This window comes from Devosia sp. XK-2, assembly GCF_037113415.1.
Taxonomy (GTDB): domain Bacteria; phylum Pseudomonadota; class Alphaproteobacteria; order Rhizobiales; family Devosiaceae; genus Devosia.
Genome location: NZ_CP146608.1, coordinates 2196207 through 2217753 on the forward strand (window position 1 = coordinate 2196207; position 21547 = coordinate 2217753).

Below are 21547 nucleotides of genomic sequence, written 5' to 3' on the forward strand. Positions count from 1 at the left end.
TACGGCATGGGGATATGCCGAAATGGCAGGGCACTGGACGTTAACCGCTTTGCACTAGCTTACGGCAAGGGCGCCATGTGCCGGCCGCCGGAGGGAACAGCTTATGGCAGAAATGACCATTCGGGCCGCAACTCTCGCGGACCTCGACCTCGTGCATCGGGAGCTTACGGACGTAATCCACAGCTCGCCGCACTATAGCGATCATTTCAAGCAATATGAGGCGGGTCGCCTCAACAAGACCTTTCTCAAGGGCCTCATGTCGATCGATCCCTGGCACATCATGCTGATGTGTGCCGATGGCGTACCCGGGGGCGCTATGGTGTCAGGCCCTGAACTGGGCGCCATCTTTCGATATTGGAGCTGGGTCTTCCCGTCCCATCGCCAATCCAAGCTGGCGCTGTTTGGCATGCGCGAATTTGATGCGCATTGGGACAACACCCGCTTCCACAAGGCCTATACCTTCGTCCGGCCGGAAAACGACGTCGCCCGCATGCTGCTCAAGCGGTATGGCTATACCGAGACGGTGCTGCTCAAGCAGCACATTTTCGGCCAGGATTATCTGCTGATCGAAAAGTTCTACACGCGCACCGATGCGCCATACGACAGCGGCTATGTGGGACGGCTGGGGCAGCTGAAAAAGCGACTCAAAACGCTGGTGGGCGGCTGATTTCTACTCTGCGGCGACGATCAGGCGCGTCCTCACCCATTGCCGGATCGATACGTCGATCTGGGCAGTCCGCAGAGCGATAAGCCACAGCGCCACCGACCAGACCGAAATGGCGATGATTGCCGCCAGCGCCGCGCCGACAAGATGGAAGACAGGCACGAGGACGAAATTCCCGGCCACAAGCGTGCCCACGCCGAGCAACACTGCCGGCAAACTGGCCCAGGGCCGGTCGTGAATGGACAGTACCATGGACGCCGGACCCATGACGGAGCGGACGACAAGCCCAAGGCATAGAATCGCCAGCGGCAGGGCACCGGCGGTGAAGTCCGGCCCGAACAGCAGCAGGGCGAACGGCGCGCCAACAAGCACAAGGCCGAACAGCACCAGCGAAACGATGCTCGCCGCCAGGTTAGCCTCGCCCAGCTTGCGGTGGAACGCTGCCCGATCCGATTTGGCCTCGCTTTCAAACATGTCCGGCAGAATGACCGCATAGACAGCGGCAACGCCGAACGACACCAGCGCGAACACGCGCGTACAGACGCCAAAAATCGCCAGTTCCTCGCGCCCGAGCAGATTGGCAAGCAGCAACAGATCGATATCGAAGAAGAAGTCCGTGGCCAGCGTAATCAAGGCCCAGGGCGCAGCGAAGCGCCACCAACGCGGCACGTCGGCGCCGCGCGTCTCGGCTAGGTCTCCCACTTGCGGCAGCGTGGCGATAACAAAGCCCATATGTACCAGCGCAATCAGCACATAGCCCAGGGCGATGATCCAGAGCATGACGCCAAAGGCCTCTTCGGGCGGTTGCAGCACCGCGGCGCAGCCAAGCACGGCCCCCAGAACCAGCATGGGCCGGAAAATGCCATCGGCGAAAAACCCGGCAAAAGGCCGCTTCAGGCCGACCAGCACCGCCCCATTGACGTAGACGAGCGCAGTCGCCAGCGCCAGCATAGCCACGGGGATGAAATGGACCGCCACCACGTGCGTGCCCAGATCGAACCAATCGAGCGCGGCAGGACCAAGCAGCGCCACCGCCAGGAAGGCCAGCCCGACATGCCCATAGGCGCGAAACAGGAAGGCGACCAGTTGCCGCCGGTCATTATGCGCCCGATATTCGGCCGCGAAATAGGTGCCAATGGTCTGAAAACCTAGCGGCATGGCAACAGCAATCAGGTTGACCGCGGCGATGATGATCAGATAGTCACCCAGTATCGCCGCCCCCCAGACCTGTGCGATGAACGCCTGCACGAGGAAGACGAGGCCGGCCCCGAATAGGCGACCGCCGAAGATGATCGTAGACTGCGATGCCAACCGGCGCGCCAGACTCATAGGAACTCTTCTGCCAGCGGCGCAGGCACCTGATCCGGTTTGGCGAGCCCAGGCCGCACCGCCTCGACATACCACCGCAACTGGTTAACGACCTCACGGGCGGCAAATGCCCCCGCTCCCAGTGCATAGGCCAGGGGGCGGGCCGCGAAATTAGTCACCGGCGGCACCGGGCGGATCAATCCGGCATCGCCCACCATGCCCTTCTTGAACTGGTGCAACCCTCGGAAACCATCCGTACCGCCAAGATCATACCAGCGCGCGCGTGTGTGATCGCGCAACCAGCGGACAATGTGCCAATGCATGAAATAGCCGGCACGCAGCGGCAGTGCCTTTTCATTGGTAGCACCATAGAGATAGACCGCCCGATCCCCCGCCTTGAAGATCAGGGCGCCGGCAACCAGTTCGCCCTGGTGCCGCACAAAGAACAATTCGGGCCGCAGCGGCTCGTCCATCGCCATAAGGACATCGAGCGTTTCAAACGCGGAATGGTCGGGAAATTGCTTCCGGTCGCTCATCGCCGCATAAAGAACTTTGAAATCACCCACACAGTCGGCCTCGGCATGTTCGAAGCTGAGCCCGGACTTTTCCGACTTGTTGAGCTGGCGCCGCCAGGTCTGGTCGAAGCTCTTGCGCTGCGCCTCGTCGGACAGCCGCAGATTGACCAGATAGCGGTTGGGAAACCGCAGCGTCGCTCCCCGCTTGAAGCCGCGATCCCGCAAGGCGCGATATTCAAAATTGGTCTGGCCCGTACCGGCATGCGGCAGCACTGAAAGCATCATGCCGCGCTTGTCGGCATATTCGGCCACCAATGCCTCAACCATGCCCTGATAAAGTGCTTCGCTATCGCTCGCTCTCGCATCGGCCAGCATCGGACCCCATTTGATAACCGCGATCCGACCCAACCCTAACGGCAGCCGCTGCACCATTACCAGCGCACCGCCCACGATGCGGCCCTGATGCTCGAACAGCCGCGGCTCTGGCGCAACGCCGGGCCAGCGGATCGTCGCAAAGGCAAAAAGCTGTTCCTGGCAGATGCCGTCGAAGCCGGAAATAGCCGCGTCCCAGTCCCGTCCCTCGATCGCGCGCGAGGCGATCAAAGGGCCGGCGGCGGCACGACTGGCCGTCATGGCGTCGGGAGACACTCGGTCTTGAGCGATTTGGGCAGACACGGACATGGTTCTAGTTCCGGCAGATGCGCGATCAACCGGACGCTAGACCCGCGAAGTGTGCAAATCCCTATCCCGTCGGAACAAATGCCGCAAACCTTTGGCCGTGGTTACCAAAGACTATCGCGGCAGAACGTCAATGGACCGGAGCCGCAACATGTGGCGTGTAAAGGAAGGGGATTTCGGGAAGAGCGACGAAAGCGCCCAGCCCTTCGAGGGCCATCCGCACCGCAACCAGGAGGATGATGATGAGACCAATCCAGGCGATCCATCGATAGCGATGCAGCAGCCGCGCAATAAAGGTCGCGGCAACACCCATAAGGACGACGGAAAGAGCAAGGCCGAAAATCAGCGCTTCGAAATGGTGCTGCGCTGCGCCCGCAACGGCCAGCACATTGTCGAGCGACATGGAAACGTCCGCGATGATGATCTGCGTCACCGCCTGACGCAGGGTCTTCCGCGGCGCTTTGCCGGCAACGGAGCCATCCGCATTGAGGTCGGCACCGGCCAGCGCCTCCGTGGCCTCCTCCTCCTCCGCATCCGAGACCGTGAGTTCGCGATACATCTTCCAGCAAACCCACAACAGAAGAATGCCACCGGCAATCAGCAGACCGCCCCCAAGCGAAAGCAGTTGGGTAGTGATCAAGGCAAAACAGATGCGCAGCAGGGTCGCAGCGAGGATGCCGATCAGAATGGCGCGTTTGCGCAAATCGGCGGCCAGCCCGGCAGCCGCCAAGCCGATGACCACAGCGTTGTCGCCCGCCAGAACCAGATCAATCAGAATGACCTGCAGCAGGGAGGAAAAGAAACTGGGGTCGATGCCGAACATGGGATGTCCTTGCGAGCCGGGCAGGAAAACGTGTCACGCTGCTACCGCCGCCAGCGCCCCACATCAAGGGGTCAAGCCGCCAACCTCGACGAAAGTTCCAGTTTTCTTGGGGTTTTAGGCCGCTGCCGACAGGCTGACGACAGACTGCCGGTTCGCGCAGGACAAAGGAGTGGCGCTGGCCACTCCAATTTCGTCTAGCTGTTCGGCGACATGGCCGGCGGACCACCAGCCCCCATGCCGTCTGGCGGAACCATCGTGCCACCCGCGCTACGTTCGGCCGTCAAATCGACCGGTATCACCAGCGTCCCGACATAACCCGTCTGCGGATCTCCCGTCAGCGCCAGCGTCTGCTGGGCGAGTTCGTCGGCGCTATTGTCACTGAAGACATTGTCGCTTGCCAAAGTAGTGCGCCTCAAGTTCCGCGCTCCGTTGGTGTAGCGACCATCGGCAGCATAAACATCGGCACAAGCGGCCTCGGACAGGGCAATCTGGGCCGTGAGCACGGATGCATCGCCGCTGATCGCCGCTTCGACGCTCTCGAATATCTCAAAATGCATATGCGGCCAGCGCCCGTCATAACAGCCGGGGAAATTGGTCGTGAACCGCACCTTGCCCTCGGCATCGGCGACGGCCACACCGCGCAGATAGTTGGCGTCGGTAATGTCATAAAGCGAATAATTGCCGGTCGCGTCGCAATGCCAGAGATAGATGGCATACCCCTCAAGCGGCGTGCAGCCGTCGGCATTGACCAGGGTGAGCTCAAGGTCGAGCTGCAGTCCTTCTGCAGTCGGAGTCAGAGCTCCGAACGACTGGCGCAAATCGGTGCGGATGACGCCGTCCTGAGTCAGGGCATTGACGACCTGACCACCCTTCGCATTGCTGCCATCGGCGGGATAGGGCCCGGCTGTCTCCCATGGAAGTGCCACGCATTCCAGCGCCGCGGCGGGACCGCTGGACAGCCCGATGGCACCAATGCCGCCCATCAGCGCCAACAGGCGCCGGCGACCGATCATACGCGGCAAATCGTGGGCGAAACCTAAATCATGTGCGTGGCGACCATGATGACTATGCGACATTGGAGTTCCTTTCTGACCGTGCCATCCGGAGCGAGACACATTCGGCAAACGCCTCGGCGGGATGGGCAACGTGTAGGACACCGCACCTGTCCTCCCGACGTCCAACAGATGAAACTTTGTCAATCTGGCGACGGATGCAGACAGACGTTCATGCGCACGCCTGAGCGTCTGCGCATCTTGATCAACATGTCATTGAAAGGCTTTGGTGGGTGCACAAGGACTCGAACCTTGGACCCGCTGATTAAGAGTCAGCTGCTCTACCATCTGAGCTATGCACCCGGGGGCTTTTGAAGCACACCGGCACCAAAGTGGCGCCTCTCTATCAAAGCGATTTCGGCCTGTCCAGCACTCAAAGTCAGTTTGTGTGTAAAACCTGTTATATGGATCGTTCGGGCGGCGGTCGGCTGGCGCCGGCTACGTCCATGGCGACAACCCGGCCCTGACGGGCCGGGTTGGTCGATCTTCAGCGTTGATGCCGATAGTCGTTAAGCTCAACGACGTTGCCCGGCATTGAAGGCGGCGGCTCAGGGCGAGCTTCGTCCATGAGCCCTATGGTACGTTCAATGATGTGACGCAACTGGCGCGAGCGCTGATCCGTTCCCTGCAGAATGGTGGCGGCACGCTGGAGGTGGTCACGCGCAAGCACGTAGGTGGGGGGCACGCGCAGTCTCCTTAAGGTGAAAGTTTTCGCAGAATCGCCTGATTGGGCGCCTCTCCAAACTGGGCCGCCGTAGTTTTCGATATCTTGCCGCGATGGGTGGCATTTGAAACAAATAGCGGCGATTTCACTTCCCGCGCGAAACCGCCAGCAGACGGGTCTCTCACTGATTGTGAATGACTTTTCCGCTGTGCAAAACATTGCGGCTGGCCACCCGCGGCGCTTCGGTATAGCTGCCATGCCCTGGGCGCTGCGCTAGGATCACCCAAATCGACACCAAAGACCCCGCCATGCGTCACCCGCCATTTACCCCCATCATCGAGAACCTGCCCGAAACGGTGCCATTTGTCGGTCCCGAAGCCATTGAGCGCCGAACCGGGATCGCCACGCGCGCCCGTATAGGTGCCAACGAATCCGGCTTTGGCCCGAGCCCGAACGTCGTCGCCGCATTGCGAGACGCGGCGCCGCATGTCTGGACCTATCCCGATCCGGAAAATCATGATCTGCGCGCGGCCTTGGCGGCACATCTCGGCATCGAAAGTGATGAAATTGCCGTCGGCGAGGGCATCGATGGACTAATGGGGCTGCTGGTGCGTCTCTTCATTGCGCCGGGGGACGTAGTGGTCACCTCGCTCGGAGCCTATCCAACCTTCAACTACCACGTCGCCGGCATGGGCGGCGATCTCCGCCTGGTGCCCTATTGGAATATCCACGAGGACCCCCAGGCATTGGCCGATATGGCCCGCCAGACCCATGCCCGCATGGTCTACCTGGCCAATCCAGATAATCCTATGGGTTCGTTCTGGCCTGCCGCCGACATTGAGCGCTTCGCAGACGCGGTGCCCCAGACTTGCCTGATCGTGCTCGACGAGGCCTACCTCGAAACCGCCCCGCCCGATGCGATGGCGATCGATACCAGCCGTCCCAATCTGTTGCGGCTCCGCACCTTTTCCAAGGCCTATGGCCTGGCCGGAATGCGTTGTGGCTATGCCATCGGCAATAGACGGCTGACCGGCGCATTCAACCGCATCCGCAATCATTTCGGCGTCAGTAAGCTGGCCCAGGTCGCGGCCCTGGCAGCGCTGGCCGACCAGGCCCACCTGCAATGGGCCATATCCGCCATCGCCACGGCGCGCACCCGCATTAGCCAGATAGCCCGGGACAATGGTCTTGCCCCCCTACCCTCTGCTACCAATTTCGTAACCATCGACTGCGGACGCGACGCCGCCTATGCAACCAATCTATTGGAAGCACTTGGCCGGCTTGGCATTTTCATCCGCAAACCAGCCGCACCGGGGCTCGATCAGCATATTCGCATCAGCGCCGCACCGGACGCCGAACTCGACATCTTGGCCGAAGGCCTGCCATTTGCGCTGAGAAGCATTCAAGGCGCCGTGTAAAGGCCCACACTTGCCCGCAGATAGCGGTGGTTTGATCCGTAGGAGTCCTCGCCCGCCACGATCTCGTCAATGCGCGCGTGGCCGCGCGTGAACATATTGTCTATGGGCACGCCCAGAGGTCCGGCAATAACGGGCCAGGTAGCCGGGTGCCCTGGCCCTGGCGCCAGATTGGTCCTGCGTGCCAGCTCCAGAACGGGATCGGACCATGGTGCGGCATTGAAATCGCCCGCAACAATCAGGTCGCCGTCCAGATCCGCGATGAGCCTTTCGAGCTGCTCTGCCTCCGCCCAGGAAGCCTGGTCGAAATAGGGTTTGGAAAAATGCACACCGACCACCGTTACCGGCACGCCGTCTTTCTCGATCCGCGCCGTAAGGAGCCGCTGATAGCGGAAGGGCCACATGCGATGCACCTGGCCTTCAGTAATGGGATAGCGCGACAGGATGGACAAATCGCATCCGGCACCCTCACCCTGACACCCGACACGATAGGGCAGGACCTCCGAGATTTGGTCAAGATAGTCGGCAATGCCCGGCGTCTCCATGATCACGGCAACATCGGGTGCCGCATCAATTATGAAGCGCGCCGCCGCCTCTGCCTCCAGATTGCCGGTCAGAACATTGTAGCTGAGCACATCCAGGACCGTTACCGGCCTGTCGTTCGTTATGGGCTCCCGCCTGCCATGCAGCTCTGCCAGCATGCCCGCCCCATGCGCCGCCGCTGCAGCCAGGATCAGAAAAAACAACAGCGCCCGCCAGCGCAGCCCCGCAATGATCATGACGATCAAAAGGGCCAGGCCCTCGGCGATAACATGAAAGCGCAAGCTTTGAAGCAGCAATTCGCCGGGTAGGCCCGGTGTCACCGTCGCCAGCAGCAGGATAAAGACAACCAACCCCGCCAGCACGAGCAGCCCGCCGCGGAGCTCAGAAAGATTGATCATGCCGCTCTGCCCCCAATTGCTGGTCCGGACAGCATGAGGCTAGAGCAGTTTCCGCCCAAACACACAAGTCCCAGCGCGCAGGACTGCTATTCCACAGACAACAACGCCCCGGCTAGAGCGCCGGGGCGTTCGAAAATGCGACACGGGATAATGGCCTATCCTGCCAACGCCCCCTGGGCCGAGGCCCCGCGCTCGAGCATCACACGATTGAGTGCGTTGAGATAGGCGCGGGCCGAAGCCACCAGCGTGTCGGGTTCGGCAGCATTGCCCGATGCGATTCGCCCGTTCATTTCGAGACGCACATGGGCCGAGGCCTGCGCGTCGGTTCCGCCCGTCACACCGTCGACCGCATAGAGCACCAGATGCGGGTTCTGGCCAGATGCAGCTTTGATCGCATTGAAGATCGCATCGACCGACCCGGTGCCTTCCACGCTGACCTTGGCCTGTTCCCCATCGATGGTAATCGTCAGATCGCAGCGATGTACCCCGCCAGTCTTGGAAACCACTTCCATATCGACAAGGCGAATGCGGTCGCCGACCGACCCCACCTCGTCGTCCACCAGCGCGACGATATCGGCGTCATAGACATGCTTCTTGCGGTCGGCCAAATCCTTGAAGCGCTGGAATGCCTCCTGGAATGCATTGTCGCCCAGCTCGTAGCCCAGTTCCTTGAGCTTGTCCTTGAAGGCGGCCCGGCCGGAATGCTTACCCATGACCAGCGTGGTTTCTTTGATACCGACGCTGGCTGGGGTCATGATTTCGTAGGTCTCGGCATTTTTGAGCATGCCGTCCTGATGGATGCCGCTCTCATGGGCGAAGGCGTTCTTGCCCACAATGGCCTTGTTGTACTGCACCGGGAAATTCGAGGCAGCCGAGACGATGCGGCTCGCGCGGCTGAGCTGGGTGCTGTCGATCTCGGTATAATAAGGCATGGCGTCGCCGCGGGTGCGCAGTGCCATGACCACCTCTTCCAACGCCGCATTGCCAGCGCGCTCGCCCAGCCCATTGATGGTGCACTCGATCTGTCGTGCACCCCCGGCCACGCCGGCCAGAGAATTGGCGACAGCCATGCCCAGATCATCATGGCAATGCACCGAGAAAATCGCCTTGTCGGCCCCTGGCACGCTTTCGATGATCTCCTTGAACATGCGGAAATGCTCTTCGGGCACCGCATAACCCACAGTGTCGGGCAGGTTGATCGTGGTCGCGCCGGCCTTGATTGCCGTATCCACGCAGCGCTTGAGAAACTCCATCGGCGTGCGGGTCGCGTCCATGGCCGACCATTCCACGTCGCCGACCAGGTTGCGGGCCTGAGCGACCGTGCGGGCGATGATCTCGATCACCTCGTCCTCGGTCTTTTTCATCTGATGCGCCAGATGGATCGGCGAGGTGGAGACGAATGTGTGGATGCGGCCCCTGCGCGCATGGCGTACAGCCTCGCCAGCCCGGTCGATATCGGCGCTGATGGCGCGGGCCAGCCCGGCCACGGTCGCATTTTTCACTTGCTTGGCAACGGCAACGACCGCCTCGAAATCGCCATTGGAAGCGATGGGAAAGCCGGCCTCGATGATGTCGACGCCCATTTCATCCAGCGTCTCGGCCACCTGGAGCTTCTCTTCCAGCGTCATGGTCGCGCCGGGCGACTGCTCGCCGTCGCGCAGGGTGGTATCGAAGATGAAGACGCGTTCTTTGTTACTGTCGACGGACATGTGCTTCTCTGTATTTCCTATCGGCCCCGAGGCAATGGCTCGCTGGACCGGACATATTTTGATGTTCGGTTGTTGCGCAATCCCCTGACGACCCGCTCGCTAGTCCGAGCTGCCGGTGATCAGGGGCTGATAAGAAGGAGAAGAAGCGCAGGGAGCAGCAGCAGGCCCGCGGCCAGCAACAAACGGGCCTGAAGGGCCTGGGCTTGTGCAATCGCAATGGCTTTGGCGCGGCGGCGCTGCATGAGTACGCTCTGGTACGCTTGTCGTTGCACGAACAATGCGCCAAGCCGCTGCGCCGTGCAAGAGCGGCACGTCGAATTATGTTACTTTTTTGCTGTCCGGGACGACCCGGAAGGCAAATCGCGCTGACCGCGCGATTTGCGGAACGGTGGCGATAGGCGCCGCACCCCAATGTCCCGAGCGTTTCAGCCGAACGCAAGAACCGCCGAAAGCAGCACACCGAGAAAGGTGAGGCCAGTCACCCTGTGAACGGTCTCAGCAACCTTGCCGGCCTCAACATCGCCGGCCTGCGACTTCTTGAACTGGATGCCGCCATAGATGATCGTTGCCAGCATCACGGCCACCAGCACCATCTTGACCCAGAACCAGATCGATGCGCCGCCCAGGCCGCCATATTTCAAGAACATGATCAGCGGCCCGGTGATGAGCAATGCCGCCATGGCCACTTTGCCGACCTGGGAGAGCGTGTTCATGATACCGTAATAGCCCGCCAATTGATCGGGCGTCGCCCCGGCCATGCGTCCGCCGATGACCGGCCCAACAACCGAATTGGATCCACCGGCGATGAACGCGATAATATGCATCCAGATCAAAAGATTGACGACGATCTCCATCGTCTGCCCTCCACGAATATGTCCCCGGCGCGGACATTAGCCCGGTCGGGCGCGACGCGGAAGGGCCCATATCGGGAGAAATCGGACGAAGCCAGCCCAAGCCGTCATCAGTCCGCCAGGTCCAGAACGCCCTCGCCCGCCACCACCGCCTCACCACCGATTGCGCCATGCACCAGGACATCATCGTCCTTGCGCAATTGCAGCGTAATGCGACACGGCCGACCCATTTCATGGCCTTGGCGCAAGACATAATCCGACTGCCCCGTGCCCAGCGCCTGCTCGGCCAGCATGCCGATCAGCGCCGCGGCGGCCGAACCGGTGCCGGGGTCCTCGCCCACATCCATGCCGAACATGCGCGCGGCAATGTCATAGTCCTTCTCCTCGGGGGTGAGGGTGAAGACATAGGCGGAATGGTGCTCGTGGTGGAACACGTTTTCCCAGGCGGTATGGTTGATCTTGATGCGCCCCAGCACCGACGCATCGCGCACCGGCACCAGATGGAAGGTTACCCCGGCCGAAAACACGGCCGGCCTATATACGTCGCACCCGATATCCTCCACCTCGATCCCCAATGCCTGCGCCAGCCCTAAACGATCCGGCAGGTCGACAATGCGTTGCGGCAGGCGCGGCAGGGTGAAGCGGGCTTCGCCGCTCCGCCGGTCCAACCGTTCGAACAAGGCCGTTACCAGCCCCACCTTCTCTTCCATGCGAATAGCGGAAGCGCGACTGCTCAGGCCCAACGTCACCGCCGCGCCAACGGTCGGATGCCCGGCAAACGGCAATTCCTGATAGGGCGTGAAAATGCGCAAGGCGGCACTGTTGCGCTCGTTCTGGGGTTTGCAGATAAACACGGTTTCGCTGAGGTTGAATTCTCGCGCAATCGCTTGCATTTCATTGTCCATCAGCCCATCGGCCTTGGGTACGACGGCCAATGCATTGCCCTTGAGCGGGGTGCGTGTAAAGACGTCCAGGATCAGGTAGGGCAGCTTCAACTGGCAATCTCCGGCAGGGCATACTCGCTACGCGCCTTGCCCAGATAATCACAAAGGGCGTCTACCGCCACACCGTGATCCTTGCGCCCTGGCAGGCCCGAAATTGTCAGTGAGCCGATAATGCCCGCACTATGGACACACAGCGGAAAACCGCCGCCGGCAATCACATAATCTGCAGGATCGGCCCCCGCCTGCGGCGGAAATGGCGCTTCGCCCCGCTCCAGCACCAGCCGATAGCTGGCACGCTGGAAGCGCCGTACCGAATTGACCTTGCGCCGCACCCATTCGGCGTTATCGGCGCTGGTGCCGGGCGTCGCCGCAAAAAACATCTGCCGGTCCCACGTTCTCAAGTCCACCACCAGCGAAAGACCATCGGTCAGCGCGCGCTCGCGGATGGCCGAACCAACGGCAAAGGCAACGGCCTCGTCAAAACTGGAAAGCACCAACTCGCTTTCCTGGCGCTTCACGCGCTCAATATCGTCTGCGCTCGCCATGGCCTAGTCCTCGTGGGCCCGGGTCCAGGCGTCGAAAAGTGGTGTGCGATCGGTCGCCCCTTTGGCGAAATGGGGCAGAGCGCTATCGATATTGGCCCATGCCGCCTTGCTGTCCGTCCAGATATTACCCACCGGCGCCGCCCAATCCATATTGTCCAGCGATCCGGCACGCACCACCTTGATGCCGCCAGCGGGCGGAACATTCCACAGCCATGTATGGCACGACGCGCAAAAATGCATCGCAATGACATTGCCGCTATCGGCCTTGCGCTCATAGACCTCTGTCTCGCCGCCGAGCACCTCGAAATCGTCGTCCTTGACGATCATCGACATCGACCAGCCGGCCCCGGAATAGCGCTGGCAGTCCTTGCAGTGGCAATTATAGACGCTCAGCGGCGACGCATTGAGCTGGTAGCGGACCGCGCCACACGAACAGCCACCCTCGACCGGAAATTCAGGCAACGCCATCACTGGCCTCCTCTATATGCGGGAAACCTTCTAGGCCAGATGCGCAATGATTTGAAGCTCCGAAGGCGGTCTGCGAAGCAGGTGAAAGGCTCCGGTAGGGCCTTTCAAGCCGAGGAGGCCATGAGAGAAAGGCGGCTCGCCTTTATTCCGCCGCCGGAGCCTTGATGCCGTGCTGCGCGTCATTGATCCGCTTTTGCTGATCGAGCCAGGCCACCGCATCGCTCGTCTTGAACAATTCGAGCTCGTCCGCGTCGTGATCGGTGACCGGTGCCATGGCCAGATCGGTATAGGCCTGGCGGTTCGGGTCGCGCTCAACCTTCAATTGCTTCAGCCCGAAACGGAAATAGAGCCAGGCCCAGCGCGCAAGCTTCCGGCCCAGCTCGGCATAGTATTTCGGATAGAACAGCAGAGCCGGCTCGATGGGCAGGCCGCTGCGCCGGTTGCGCCGCGATTTCCGCCTTATCCAGCCCACTTCAAGAGGATGCACACCCTCGATCTTCAGCGCCCCCATGAACCATGTGCACAATAGGAGAACCTGCGAGGTCGAAATCCCCGAGGCCGCCGCCCGTCGCATGATCGTCTCGACATGATCGAGCGAATAGTAGCGGCTCCAGGCGTCGGCATAGACCTTCTCGAACTGCGTCTTGCTCATAGCCGGATGGGCAGTGGTGTAGTGATTGAGATCATATTTGTTGAGATCCGCGTCCATCGCCACCCCGGCGCGATGCAGCTTCTGGTGGTCTTCCGAACCAGGCAGGGGTGTCAGAAAGAAGAATTCAAGAATATCGACCGGCAGCTCGCGCTTGACCACATCGATATCGTGCATAATCCGCTCCGGCGTATCGGTGGGAAAGCCCAGGATATAGCCGGCATAGGTTATGACCTTCCATTTTTTCCAGGCCTGCAGCATTGCGCGGTATTCGGTGATCTTGTTCTGCCGCTTCTTGGCATCCTTGAGGTTGGCCGGATTGACGTTTTCGAGCCCGATGAACACCCGCGTAACCCCGGCGCGCGAGCATTTCTCGATGAAATTGGGAATGCGATGGCAGAGCGTATCGACCTGGATGATGAAATTGAAATTGAGCCCCTCAACCTCGCGCATATGGATCAGGCGATCGAGGATCGCTTCCCAATCTTTGTTCCGCGCAAAATTGTCGTCGGTGATGAAATAGCGATGCACGCCCTGGCTCATATTGAGCCGGATGATCTTTTCGATATCGTCCGGCGAACGGCGCCGCGACTTGCGGCCCTGCACATTGATGATGGTGCAGAAAGAGCACTGATAGGGACAGCCCCTGCCCGCATCGAAACTGGTCAGATTGTAAGCGGTGCGCGAGACGTGTTCGGCCGGCATGAAGGGCACCGGCGTATCCTCGATGCCCGGCAGATCGTTCATGAAATTATAGAGTGGCTTGAGCTGGCCCGCGATGGCATCAGCCAGCACTTCGTCGGTGCGCCCCTCCATCTCCCCGGCAAAGAGCGAAATGCCCATCTCCTGCGCCCGGCGGAAATCGGCATCTGCGCCATCGAGCATGGAAATGACACCCGAGACATGGAAGCCACCAATGGCCACCTGCACATCGGCCGCCCGCAGGGGCTGCGCAATATCGAGCGCCCGCGGGAACTGATTGGACTGCACCCCAATCAGCATGACCAGCGATGCATCGGCCGCCTGGCAGTCAATAGCGATCGCCTGGACGTCGATCTCGGTATTGGTCTCGTCAATCGTCTCGACATCGACGCGCCATTCATCGCCCAGCGCCTGACGGTCGATAACATCGCGCACGAGACCATGCACCGAAGCTAGCGAATTGGAGGGGATCGGCGAAAGTTTCCACTGAATGACATAGCCGTCGTCATCGTAGTGAGACGGTTTGATCAGATAGAGCCGGAACCGCTTGGTCAAAGTCACGATAGTCTCCCTTGTGGGAAGGCCGAAGACTGACGACGCTCCACGATACCCTAGCAGAATGAAACTGTGACGAAAGCCCTCCCCAGCATGCGACGCTTGCGCGGCATGCAATGAAAAAAGGCGGGTCCGAAGACCCGCCTTTTCTGTCCTGGTCTAAACCAGATTAGTTCTTCGCCTTGTCGACCAGGGCGCCGGCCTTGATCCAGGGCATCATGTCGCGCAGCTTGGCGCCGACTTCCTCGATCGGATGCTCATCAGCCAGGCGACGGGTCGCCTTGAAGCGGGCGCCGCCGCCCGACTTGATTTCCTGCATCCACTCGGAGGTGAACTTGCCCGACTGGATATCGTGCAGAACGCGCTTCATCTCGGCCTTGGTTTCCGAGGTGATGATGCGCGGGCCGGTGACATATTCGCCCCACTCCGCCGTGTTCGAGATCGAGTAGTTCATATTGGCAATGCCGCCCTGATAGATCAGGTCGACGATCAGCTTCACTTCGTGCAGGCACTCGAAATAGGCCATTTCAGGAGCATAGCCGGCTTCCACCAGCGTCTCGAAGCCAGCGCGGATCAGTTCGACCAGGCCGCCGCAGAGCACGACCTGCTCGCCGAAGAGGTCGGTTTCGCATTCCTCGCGGAAATTGGTTTCGATGACACCCGAACGGCCGCCGCCAACGCCCGAAGCATAGGCCAGAGCGATATCATGGGCGTTGCCCGAAGCATCCTGGTGCACTGCGATCAGGCACGGCACACCGCCGCCCTTCTGATATTCGCCGCGCACGGTGTGGCCGGGGCCCTTGGGTGCGATCATGATCACGTCAACGGTCGACTTGGGTTCGATCAGGTTGAAATGGACATTGAGGCCATGGGCGAAAGCGAGCGCTGCGCCGTCACGGATATTGGGCTCGATATGTTCCTTATAGATGTCAGCCTGCAGCTCATCGGGGGTCAGCAGCATGATGACATCGGCCCAGGCCGCGGCTTCACCAACGCTCATCACCTTGAGGCCTTCGCCCTCGGCCTTCTTGGCCGAAGCGGAACCTGGACGCAGACCGACGGCAACATTGGTGACACCCGAGTCGCGCAGGTTCAGCACATGGGCATGACCCTGGGAGCCATAGCCGATAATGGCCACCTTCTTGGATTTGATGATGTTGAGATCGGCATCACGATCATAGTAGACGCGCATCGGGGTTCTCCCTTGAAAATCTGCGAATTGTTTCAGCTATTTGCCTTGACCCCATAAAGGGTCAGGAACTGGTCCGCCGCGGTCTTGACATCGGCCTCGATGTTCGCCTCGACATTGGATTGGGTCAGCGCCTTGTCGCCAAGCAGCAGGCGGATTTGCACGTCGCGCACGACAAGGCCGAAAAAGGTGCGATAGGCTTCTTCGCTATTGGGAAAGCGCAAGAGCCGTGCGTCACGCGCGGCCTCAAGAATGGGCTTCAACCGCCGGCGAATGGCCATGGGGCCGTTTTCCAGCACGATATTGCCCAGATCGTCCTTCTCCTGCGCGGCGTGGGTAATGGCCGTGCGGTTGAGGGTGACCGAAACTTCCCCGATAATTGTAGTCAGCAGATCGCGCGCAAACTGTTCCAGGCTGGTGCGCAGGGCCTTCACGCTGAGATGGCTGCGATCGACAAAGGGCATGCGCACCTTGGCCGCCTGCCATTGCACCGTGGCCGTCAGCAGCCCGTCACGATCACCAAACCATTTGTAGAGCGTTTCCTTGGAGCACGAGGCCCGGCGCGCCACCGCGGTCATTGTCAGCCCGTCGCCATTTTCGACGAGCAGATCCAGCGCCGCCGTCAGCACAGCCTGCTGCCGGGGCGTGAATGTCTCTTCGTTGACCTTGATGGCCAGGGCCACTGGACCGTCCTCTTCGCGAAATTCTCATGCCGAAACGCCCGGCACCTTTCGTTGCGGAAGGCGTACCGTACGGTACGGTTCGAAGCAAGGGGAAAATTGAGGGCACGCCGAGGAGACCGCCATGGAAAGCGCAGGCATCCGCCAGAGTGTCGGGCCCGGCCCGGCTGCCATCGTCCAACGCATGCCACAATCTCGGCGCGGATCCCGCTTAAGGCTGCCCTATTCTATCGAACCGGCCGGACCATACCCTTGGACAATACTTCGCTCATCATACTCGGCGTCGGCGCCGCCATCCTGCTCTGGCTGGTCTTCTCCCTCATGAAAAAGCTGTTTGGCCTCGCCCTTGTCGCCGCTCTGGCCTTCGGCGCCTATATGGTCTGGACCAACCCTGATTTGCTGCGCAACGCCATGGAAGTGGCTGGCCTCAGCTAAGACCTGGCGATCCTCAACCGTATATTCCGGCCTGTTCACCGCCAGCCTCCGTCTGCGGCCGCAGATGGCGCGCGAGGAAATCCAGCACCGCCGCCCGCATGGTCGGCGTCTCCTCATGCCCAATCCCGGGCTCGCTGACGAATTCAAGCATATCCGGCATATCCGCATAGGCCGGGCGCAACTCGTCCATCGCCCGCGCCACCGCTGCGGGCGGACTGAGATGGTCAGCCTCACCCACACAAATAAGTTGCGGCCTCGGCGCGATCAGCGCTGCAATCGAGCCACTATCCGCTTCGTTCAACAGGCCCGGAACAGTCAGGTAGATTCCATGTCCGTCATGCGCGCCCAGGGCCACCATGGTGCGAAAATCGGCAAAGCAGCATAGATGCGCAACAGCGGCAATTCGGCGGTCCAGGGCCGCCAGCCAATAGCTGAGCACACAGCCCATGGACATGCCAAAGGCACCGATCCGATCGGGGTCCACATCCTCGCGCCCCACAAGATAGCTCAGCGCTGCCGCATGATCGGATAACATCTCCCCGAACAGCGACTTGCCGTACCACAGCAACGCCTTGGCCGCTGCGCTTTCGCTGACATTGGCCCGCTCGCCAAAGACCGGCATGTCGATACACAAGGTCACATAGCCCGCCCGGGCAAAGACCGACCCCAATGGGCTGACCAGATATTCCCGTCCGTCAATCAATTCCCTGGCGCCGATACCGTAGCCGCCACCATGGGAATGCGCATAGAGAATGGCCGGACAGGGACCGGAAGGAGCGGTTGGCCGCGTGAGGAGTCCACGCACCTCTGTCTCGCCGATGCGCAACCGCAAATATTCGATGGCATAGTCGCCCTTATCCTCGACCGCTTGGCCGAGGCGGGTGACACCGCGATCCTCAAAGCCCAAAATTTCGCGAAAACGGGAAGCGGTAACAGGCATTTGGCGACTCCGGTTCGCAAGGCCAAGGCCGAATCTATCCATGGAAATGCGCCAGCCGCAACACAGCATTCTTTCATCGGTACTTGCCGATGAAAGAGAAAGAGGCCATGTACTGGATCCTCAACACAATTCATTTCCGGCCTAGGTATTTGCCCATGTCCAAGCTTCTCTCGCCCGTCACCTTGCGCGGCCTTACTCTGCGCAACCGCACCGTCGTTGCGCCCATGTGCCAGTATTCCGCCGTCGATGGCTTTGCCAATGATTGGCATTTTGTGCATCTGGGTCGCTTTGCCCTCGGGGGCTTTGGGCTGGTGGTTGTCGAGGCGACTGGCGTTGTTCCGGAGGGGCGCATCTCCTATGGCGACCTTGGTCTGTGGAAGGACGAGCAGATCGCCCCCCTCGCCCGCATTGTCGATTTCCTGCACGATCATGGGGCGGCCGCCGGCGTTCAATTGGCTCATGCCGGACGCAAGGCCTCCACGCCCGTGGCCTGGAACGGCGCCGAAGAATTGGCGACCGAGGAACAGCGCAAGGCCGTCGGCTATGAGCACTGGCAACCCGTGGCCCCAAGTGCGGAATCGCACGATCCCGCCAATCCGGATTTCCAGGTTCCCACCGCACTCGACAAGGCTGGCATTGCGCGCATCATCGATGGCTTTGCGGCTGCGGCCTTGCGCGCCGAGAAAGCCGGCTTCGACACGGTCGAAATCCATGCCGCCCATGGCTATCTGCTCAACCAGTTCCTTTCGCCACTGTCCAATCATCGCACCGACGAATATGGCGGCAGCCGCGAAAACCGCATGCGGCTCGTCCTCCAGGTCGCCGAAGCGGTTCGCGCTGTTTGGCCCGAAGACAAGCCGCTATTGGCGCGCCTCTCGGTGAGCGACAACGCGCCCGGCGGTTGGACGCCGGAAGACAGCGTCGCACTGGCCATTGAACTCAAAGCCCGTGGCGTTGATGCTATCGACTGCTCCAGCGGCGGCCTGGCCCAGGGCCACATCACCTCGACCGCTTCCTACCAGGTGCCCTTAGCCAAAGCGGTCAAGCAAGGTGCCAATATCCCCACCATGGCAGTGGGGCTGCTGGGCGATATCGAAGCGGCCGAAACCATTCTCCAGAATGGCGATGCCGATTTTATCGCCCTGGCCCGTGGCGCCCTCGACGATCCCAATTGGGCTGTTCACGCCGCTCGCGTCCTCGATGGCGCCTATGACCTCTGGCCCGTGCAGGCCCGTCGGGTGGCGGGACGCGATCAGGTCCTAGGCTTGCGCAATTAGCCGCTGGGCCCGGGCCGAATAACACCCTCATACCGTCACAAGGCGAACCAAATTTTGCCCTGTTCACCCGCTCACTCTTGCAGCCCGCTTCATCGATGACCAAGTGAGGCGGGCGCACGGGAGAAGAACATGGATACCAAGGCCGCAATAATTGCGCTGATGACAGTATGGGGAGTCGGCACCTGCCTCAGCCTTCCCGCCTCGGCGCAGGACGCCGAACCCATGGTGGCCGAGGACGACGCAGCGGACGACCATCCCTTGCTCAATCGCGTCTGGGTCAAGCAGGGCGAAGGCGATAGTCTGCCCGGCGTCATGCATATCTTCCTCGCCGACGGGACCATGGTGTCGGATTCATGCTGGGAAACCTACCGCCTCTCGAACTGGCAGCAGATCTCGGATACCGAGATTTCCTGGGAAGAAGACGGCATGACGATTAATGCCGACATTGCCTCGCTGACGAGCGAGGAATTGGTGCTCAACCTGAAGCTGGTCGGCGGCGTCGAAGAGCAGCGCTTTGCGCCTGCCAACGTCCCCTATCTCTGCCCCGACATGGAGAAATGAGACCGGTTCGGCCTCGTTCCCCAGCCTAAAGAATGAGCTGCGTTCCGATTTCCACCACGCGCCCGGTGGGGATGTGGAAATATTCGGTCGCATCGCTGGCATTGCGCGCCAGGCGAATAAACAGCCGGTCCTGCCAGAACCGGAGCGGCCCGGTCTTCTGACCCAGCTTCAACGAACGGCGCGACAGGAAGAACGAGGTCGACATGATGTCGAACTTCCAGCCCAGCTTCCGGGCCAAGGCCAGTGCCTTGGGAATGTTCGGCGTCTCCATGAAGCCGAATGTCACGATCACCCGGAAGAACAGCTCGTTATAAGCGTCGATAGTGACCTTTTCATCGTCCGGCACACGCGGTGAGGTCGAAGTCCGCACCGTCAGGATGACATTCTGCTCGTGCAGAACCTTGTAGTGCTTGAGGCTGTGCAGCAGCGCCGTGGGCGCGCCTTCCACGTCGCTGGTCAGGAAAATGGCTGTGCCCGGAACCACGGTCGGCTTTTTCTTGGCCAGGTTCTCGACGAGGAATTCGAGTGGCACTTCATCGCGTCGGGTCTTTTCAGCCAGCCGTCGCCGCCCGGCCATCCAGCTCACCATAATGATAACGAGGAAGCCTGCGACCACCGCCGGAACCCAACCGCCCTGGGTGAACTTGGCCAGGTTGGCAACGAAGAACCCGAGGTCGATCAGGCCCAGGGGGATAACCACCGCCAGCGCTGTATGGACCCGCCACCCCCAGATGCCGCGCATCACCACGAAGAGCAGCACCGCCGTCACCAGCATCTCGCCCGTCACCGCAATACCATAGGCCGCCGACAACGCGCTCGAGCTCTGGAAGCCGATGACCAGCACCATCACTGCAACGAACAGCATAGTGTTGATTTGCGGCATGTAGATTTGCCCGCTTTGCGTCTCGGAAGTGTGCAGCACATTCAGGCGCGGCAAGAGGTTGAGGTTGGTGGCCTGGCGCGCCAGCGAATAGGCGCCGGAAATCACAGCCTGGCTGGCGATGACCGTCGCCATGGTTGCCAGGATCACCATCGGTATGCGGGCCCATTCAGGCTGCATCAGGAAGAACGGGTTTTCCGCCGCGGCCGGATGGGCCAGCACATAGGCGCCCTGCCCGAAATAATTGAGCAGCAGACAGGGAAAGACGATGAGCAACCAGCCCAGCACAATGGGCCTGCGGCCAAAGTGGCCCAGATCGACATAGAGCGCCTCCGCGCCCGTAACGGCCAGGAACACCGCGCCCAGAACCACCAGCGCAATGCCGGTATGGTTGAACACGAAAGCCAGCCCATAGATCGGATTGATGGCAAACAAGACCTGGGGGGCCTCACTGATGTGAACGGCGCCCGACACACCCAGCGACACGAACCAGATCGCCGTGATCGGCCCGAAAACGGCGGCCACCTTGCCAGTACCGAACCGCTGCACCGTGAATAGCGCGATGATGATGAGAAGGGTGATCGGCACCACCCAGCGCGCCAATTGCGGCTCGACAACCTGCAGGCCTTCGACCGCCGAGAGCACCGAAATGGCCGGTGTGATAATCGCATCGCCAAAGAACAGCGCCGCGCCCACCAGACCCAGCGCCAATACCACGCCCTTGTTGGACTTGACCGCTTTCCGCGCCAGCGACATCAGCGACAGTGTGCCGCCCTCGCCATTATTGTCGGCCCGAAGCACAAAGCCCACATATTTGACCGTGACGATCAGCGTCAGCGCCCAGACGATCAGCGAGAGAAGGCCCAGCACCTCATCATAACCGGCGCTGACCTGGCCGCCATGCGTGGTGGCGTGCAGCGCCTCACGAAACGCATAGAGCGGGCTGGTCCCGATATCGCCAAAGACGACGCCCAGGGCACCGAGGACGAGAATCGGCAGGGCGGTCTTTGCGTGGCTGGCCTGTTCGGTCGCTACGTCACCGGCTTGGGCGCCGGCAGTTTCCGTATGCGTCATGAGCTTTGGGGCTCTCGCTGTTTCAAGG

General features: G+C 61.0%; 21 protein-coding genes and 1 tRNA gene. 5 read left to right on the top strand and 17 right to left on the bottom strand.

Annotated elements, in window-relative coordinates; all coding sequences use genetic code 11:
• Positions 1–103: 103 nt before the first annotated feature.
• The gene (locus tag V8Z65_RS10745; RefSeq protein WP_338719849.1) at positions 104–667 is read left to right on the top strand and encodes a hypothetical protein; all 564 of its coding nucleotides are present in this window, start codon (positions 104–106) and stop codon (positions 665–667) included.
• Positions 668–670: 3 nt separating this feature from the next.
• Here the strand turns inward: V8Z65_RS10745 and V8Z65_RS10750 are convergent, their stop codons facing one another.
• The 6 genes from V8Z65_RS10750 to V8Z65_RS10775 form a co-directional block, all read right to left on the bottom strand.
• Positions 671–1993 (bottom strand): polysaccharide biosynthesis C-terminal domain-containing protein, encoded by a 1323-nt coding sequence (locus V8Z65_RS10750; protein WP_338719851.1) that lies wholly within the window; start codon positions 1991–1993, stop codon positions 671–673.
• Complete coding sequence (locus V8Z65_RS10755) at positions 1990–3168, bottom strand: GNAT family N-acetyltransferase (RefSeq protein WP_338719853.1); 1179 nt, start codon at positions 3166–3168, stop codon at positions 1990–1992. Before V8Z65_RS10755 ends, V8Z65_RS10750 begins: the two co-directional genes overlap by 4 nt.
• 127 nt (positions 3169–3295) lie before the next feature.
• Positions 3296–3988 carry a YjbE family putative metal transport protein gene (locus V8Z65_RS10760; RefSeq protein ID WP_338719855.1) on the bottom strand — a complete coding sequence of 231 codons (693 nt, stop codon included), beginning with the start codon at positions 3986–3988 and terminating at the stop codon, positions 3296–3298.
• Between the two features lie 194 nt (positions 3989–4182).
• Positions 4183–5001, bottom strand: a complete 819-nt coding sequence (locus V8Z65_RS10765; protein WP_338719857.1) for a hypothetical protein — start codon at positions 4999–5001, stop codon at positions 4183–4185.
• Between the two features lie 266 nt (positions 5002–5267).
• A tRNA-Lys gene (locus V8Z65_RS10770) sits at positions 5268–5343 on the bottom strand.
• 184 nt (positions 5344–5527) lie between these two features.
• A complete protein-coding gene (locus tag V8Z65_RS10775; RefSeq protein WP_338719859.1) occupies positions 5528–5725 on the bottom strand; it encodes a hypothetical protein in 198 nt (65 codons plus the stop codon).
• A 287-nt stretch (positions 5726–6012) separates the two neighbouring features.
• Here V8Z65_RS10775 and V8Z65_RS10780 point away from each other — a divergent pair, with 287 nt between their 5' ends.
• Positions 6013–7122: a pyridoxal phosphate-dependent aminotransferase gene (locus V8Z65_RS10780; protein ID WP_338719860.1), complete on the top strand. Its 1110-nt coding sequence runs from the start codon at positions 6013–6015 to the stop codon at positions 7120–7122.
• Here the strand turns inward: V8Z65_RS10780 and V8Z65_RS10785 are convergent.
• The 9 genes from V8Z65_RS10785 to V8Z65_RS10825 all read right to left on the bottom strand — a co-directional run bounded on the left by V8Z65_RS10785 (position 7107) and on the right by V8Z65_RS10825 (position 16355).
• The gene (locus V8Z65_RS10785; RefSeq protein ID WP_338719862.1) at positions 7107–8060 is read right to left on the bottom strand and encodes an endonuclease/exonuclease/phosphatase family protein; all 954 of its coding nucleotides are present in this window, start codon (positions 8058–8060) and stop codon (positions 7107–7109) included. The genes V8Z65_RS10780 and V8Z65_RS10785 overlap by 16 nt on opposite strands.
• 155 nt (positions 8061–8215) lie before the next feature.
• Positions 8216–9769: a 2-isopropylmalate synthase gene (locus tag V8Z65_RS10790; protein ID WP_338719864.1), complete on the bottom strand. Its 1554-nt coding sequence runs from the start codon at positions 9767–9769 to the stop codon at positions 8216–8218.
• A 425-nt stretch (positions 9770–10194) separates the two neighbouring features.
• On the bottom strand, positions 10195–10623 hold the full coding sequence (locus tag V8Z65_RS10795; RefSeq protein ID WP_338719865.1) for a hypothetical protein: 429 nt from the start codon (positions 10621–10623) through the stop codon (positions 10195–10197).
• Positions 10624–10730: 107 nt separating this feature from the next.
• Positions 10731–11615, bottom strand: coding sequence for a PhzF family phenazine biosynthesis protein (locus V8Z65_RS10800; protein ID WP_338719866.1), 885 nt, complete (start codon positions 11613–11615; stop codon positions 10731–10733).
• The gene (locus V8Z65_RS10805; RefSeq protein ID WP_338719867.1) at positions 11612–12109 is read right to left on the bottom strand and encodes a heme-degrading domain-containing protein; all 498 of its coding nucleotides are present in this window, start codon (positions 12107–12109) and stop codon (positions 11612–11614) included. The genes V8Z65_RS10800 and V8Z65_RS10805 overlap by 4 nt, the downstream gene beginning before the upstream one ends.
• A 3-nt stretch (positions 12110–12112) precedes the next feature.
• Positions 12113–12577 carry a GFA family protein gene (locus V8Z65_RS10810; RefSeq protein ID WP_338719868.1) on the bottom strand — a complete coding sequence of 155 codons (465 nt, stop codon included), beginning with the start codon at positions 12575–12577 and terminating at the stop codon, positions 12113–12115.
• Between the two features lie 142 nt (positions 12578–12719).
• Entirely contained in the window at positions 12720–14489 is a 1770-nt protein-coding gene (locus V8Z65_RS10815) for a radical SAM protein (RefSeq protein WP_338719870.1), read from the bottom strand.
• A gap of 163 nt (positions 14490–14652) precedes the next feature.
• Positions 14653–15675, bottom strand: coding sequence for a ketol-acid reductoisomerase (ilvC, locus tag V8Z65_RS10820; RefSeq protein WP_338719872.1), 1023 nt, complete (start codon positions 15673–15675; stop codon positions 14653–14655).
• Between the two features lie 32 nt (positions 15676–15707).
• On the bottom strand, positions 15708–16355 hold the full coding sequence (locus V8Z65_RS10825; protein WP_338719874.1) for a TetR/AcrR family transcriptional regulator: 648 nt from the start codon (positions 16353–16355) through the stop codon (positions 15708–15710).
• A gap of 249 nt (positions 16356–16604) precedes the next feature.
• On the opposite strand from V8Z65_RS10825, the gene V8Z65_RS10830 reads away from it, so the two are divergent.
• A complete protein-coding gene (locus V8Z65_RS10830; protein WP_338719875.1) occupies positions 16605–16787 on the top strand; it encodes a hypothetical protein in 183 nt (60 codons plus the stop codon).
• A gap of 13 nt (positions 16788–16800) precedes the next feature.
• Here the strand turns inward: V8Z65_RS10830 and V8Z65_RS10835 are convergent, their stop codons facing one another.
• Positions 16801–17727 carry a prolyl oligopeptidase family serine peptidase gene (locus tag V8Z65_RS10835; protein WP_338719876.1) on the bottom strand — a complete coding sequence of 309 codons (927 nt, stop codon included), beginning with the start codon at positions 17725–17727 and terminating at the stop codon, positions 16801–16803.
• Between the two features lie 155 nt (positions 17728–17882).
• Here V8Z65_RS10835 and V8Z65_RS10840 point away from each other — a divergent pair, with 155 nt between their 5' ends.
• Together V8Z65_RS10840 and V8Z65_RS10845 are read left to right on the top strand one after the other, a co-directional pair.
• On the top strand, positions 17883–19004 hold the full coding sequence (locus V8Z65_RS10840; protein ID WP_338719877.1) for an NADH:flavin oxidoreductase/NADH oxidase: 1122 nt from the start codon (positions 17883–17885) through the stop codon (positions 19002–19004).
• A 129-nt stretch (positions 19005–19133) separates the two neighbouring features.
• On the top strand, positions 19134–19565 hold the full coding sequence (locus V8Z65_RS10845) for a hypothetical protein (protein ID WP_338719879.1): 432 nt from the start codon (positions 19134–19136) through the stop codon (positions 19563–19565).
• Between the two features lie 25 nt (positions 19566–19590).
• Here V8Z65_RS10845 and V8Z65_RS10850 read toward each other — a convergent pair whose 3' ends face one another.
• Complete coding sequence (locus V8Z65_RS10850) at positions 19591–21519, bottom strand: potassium transporter Kup (RefSeq protein WP_338719881.1); 1929 nt, start codon at positions 21517–21519, stop codon at positions 19591–19593.
• Positions 21520–21547: the final 28 nt, after the last annotated feature.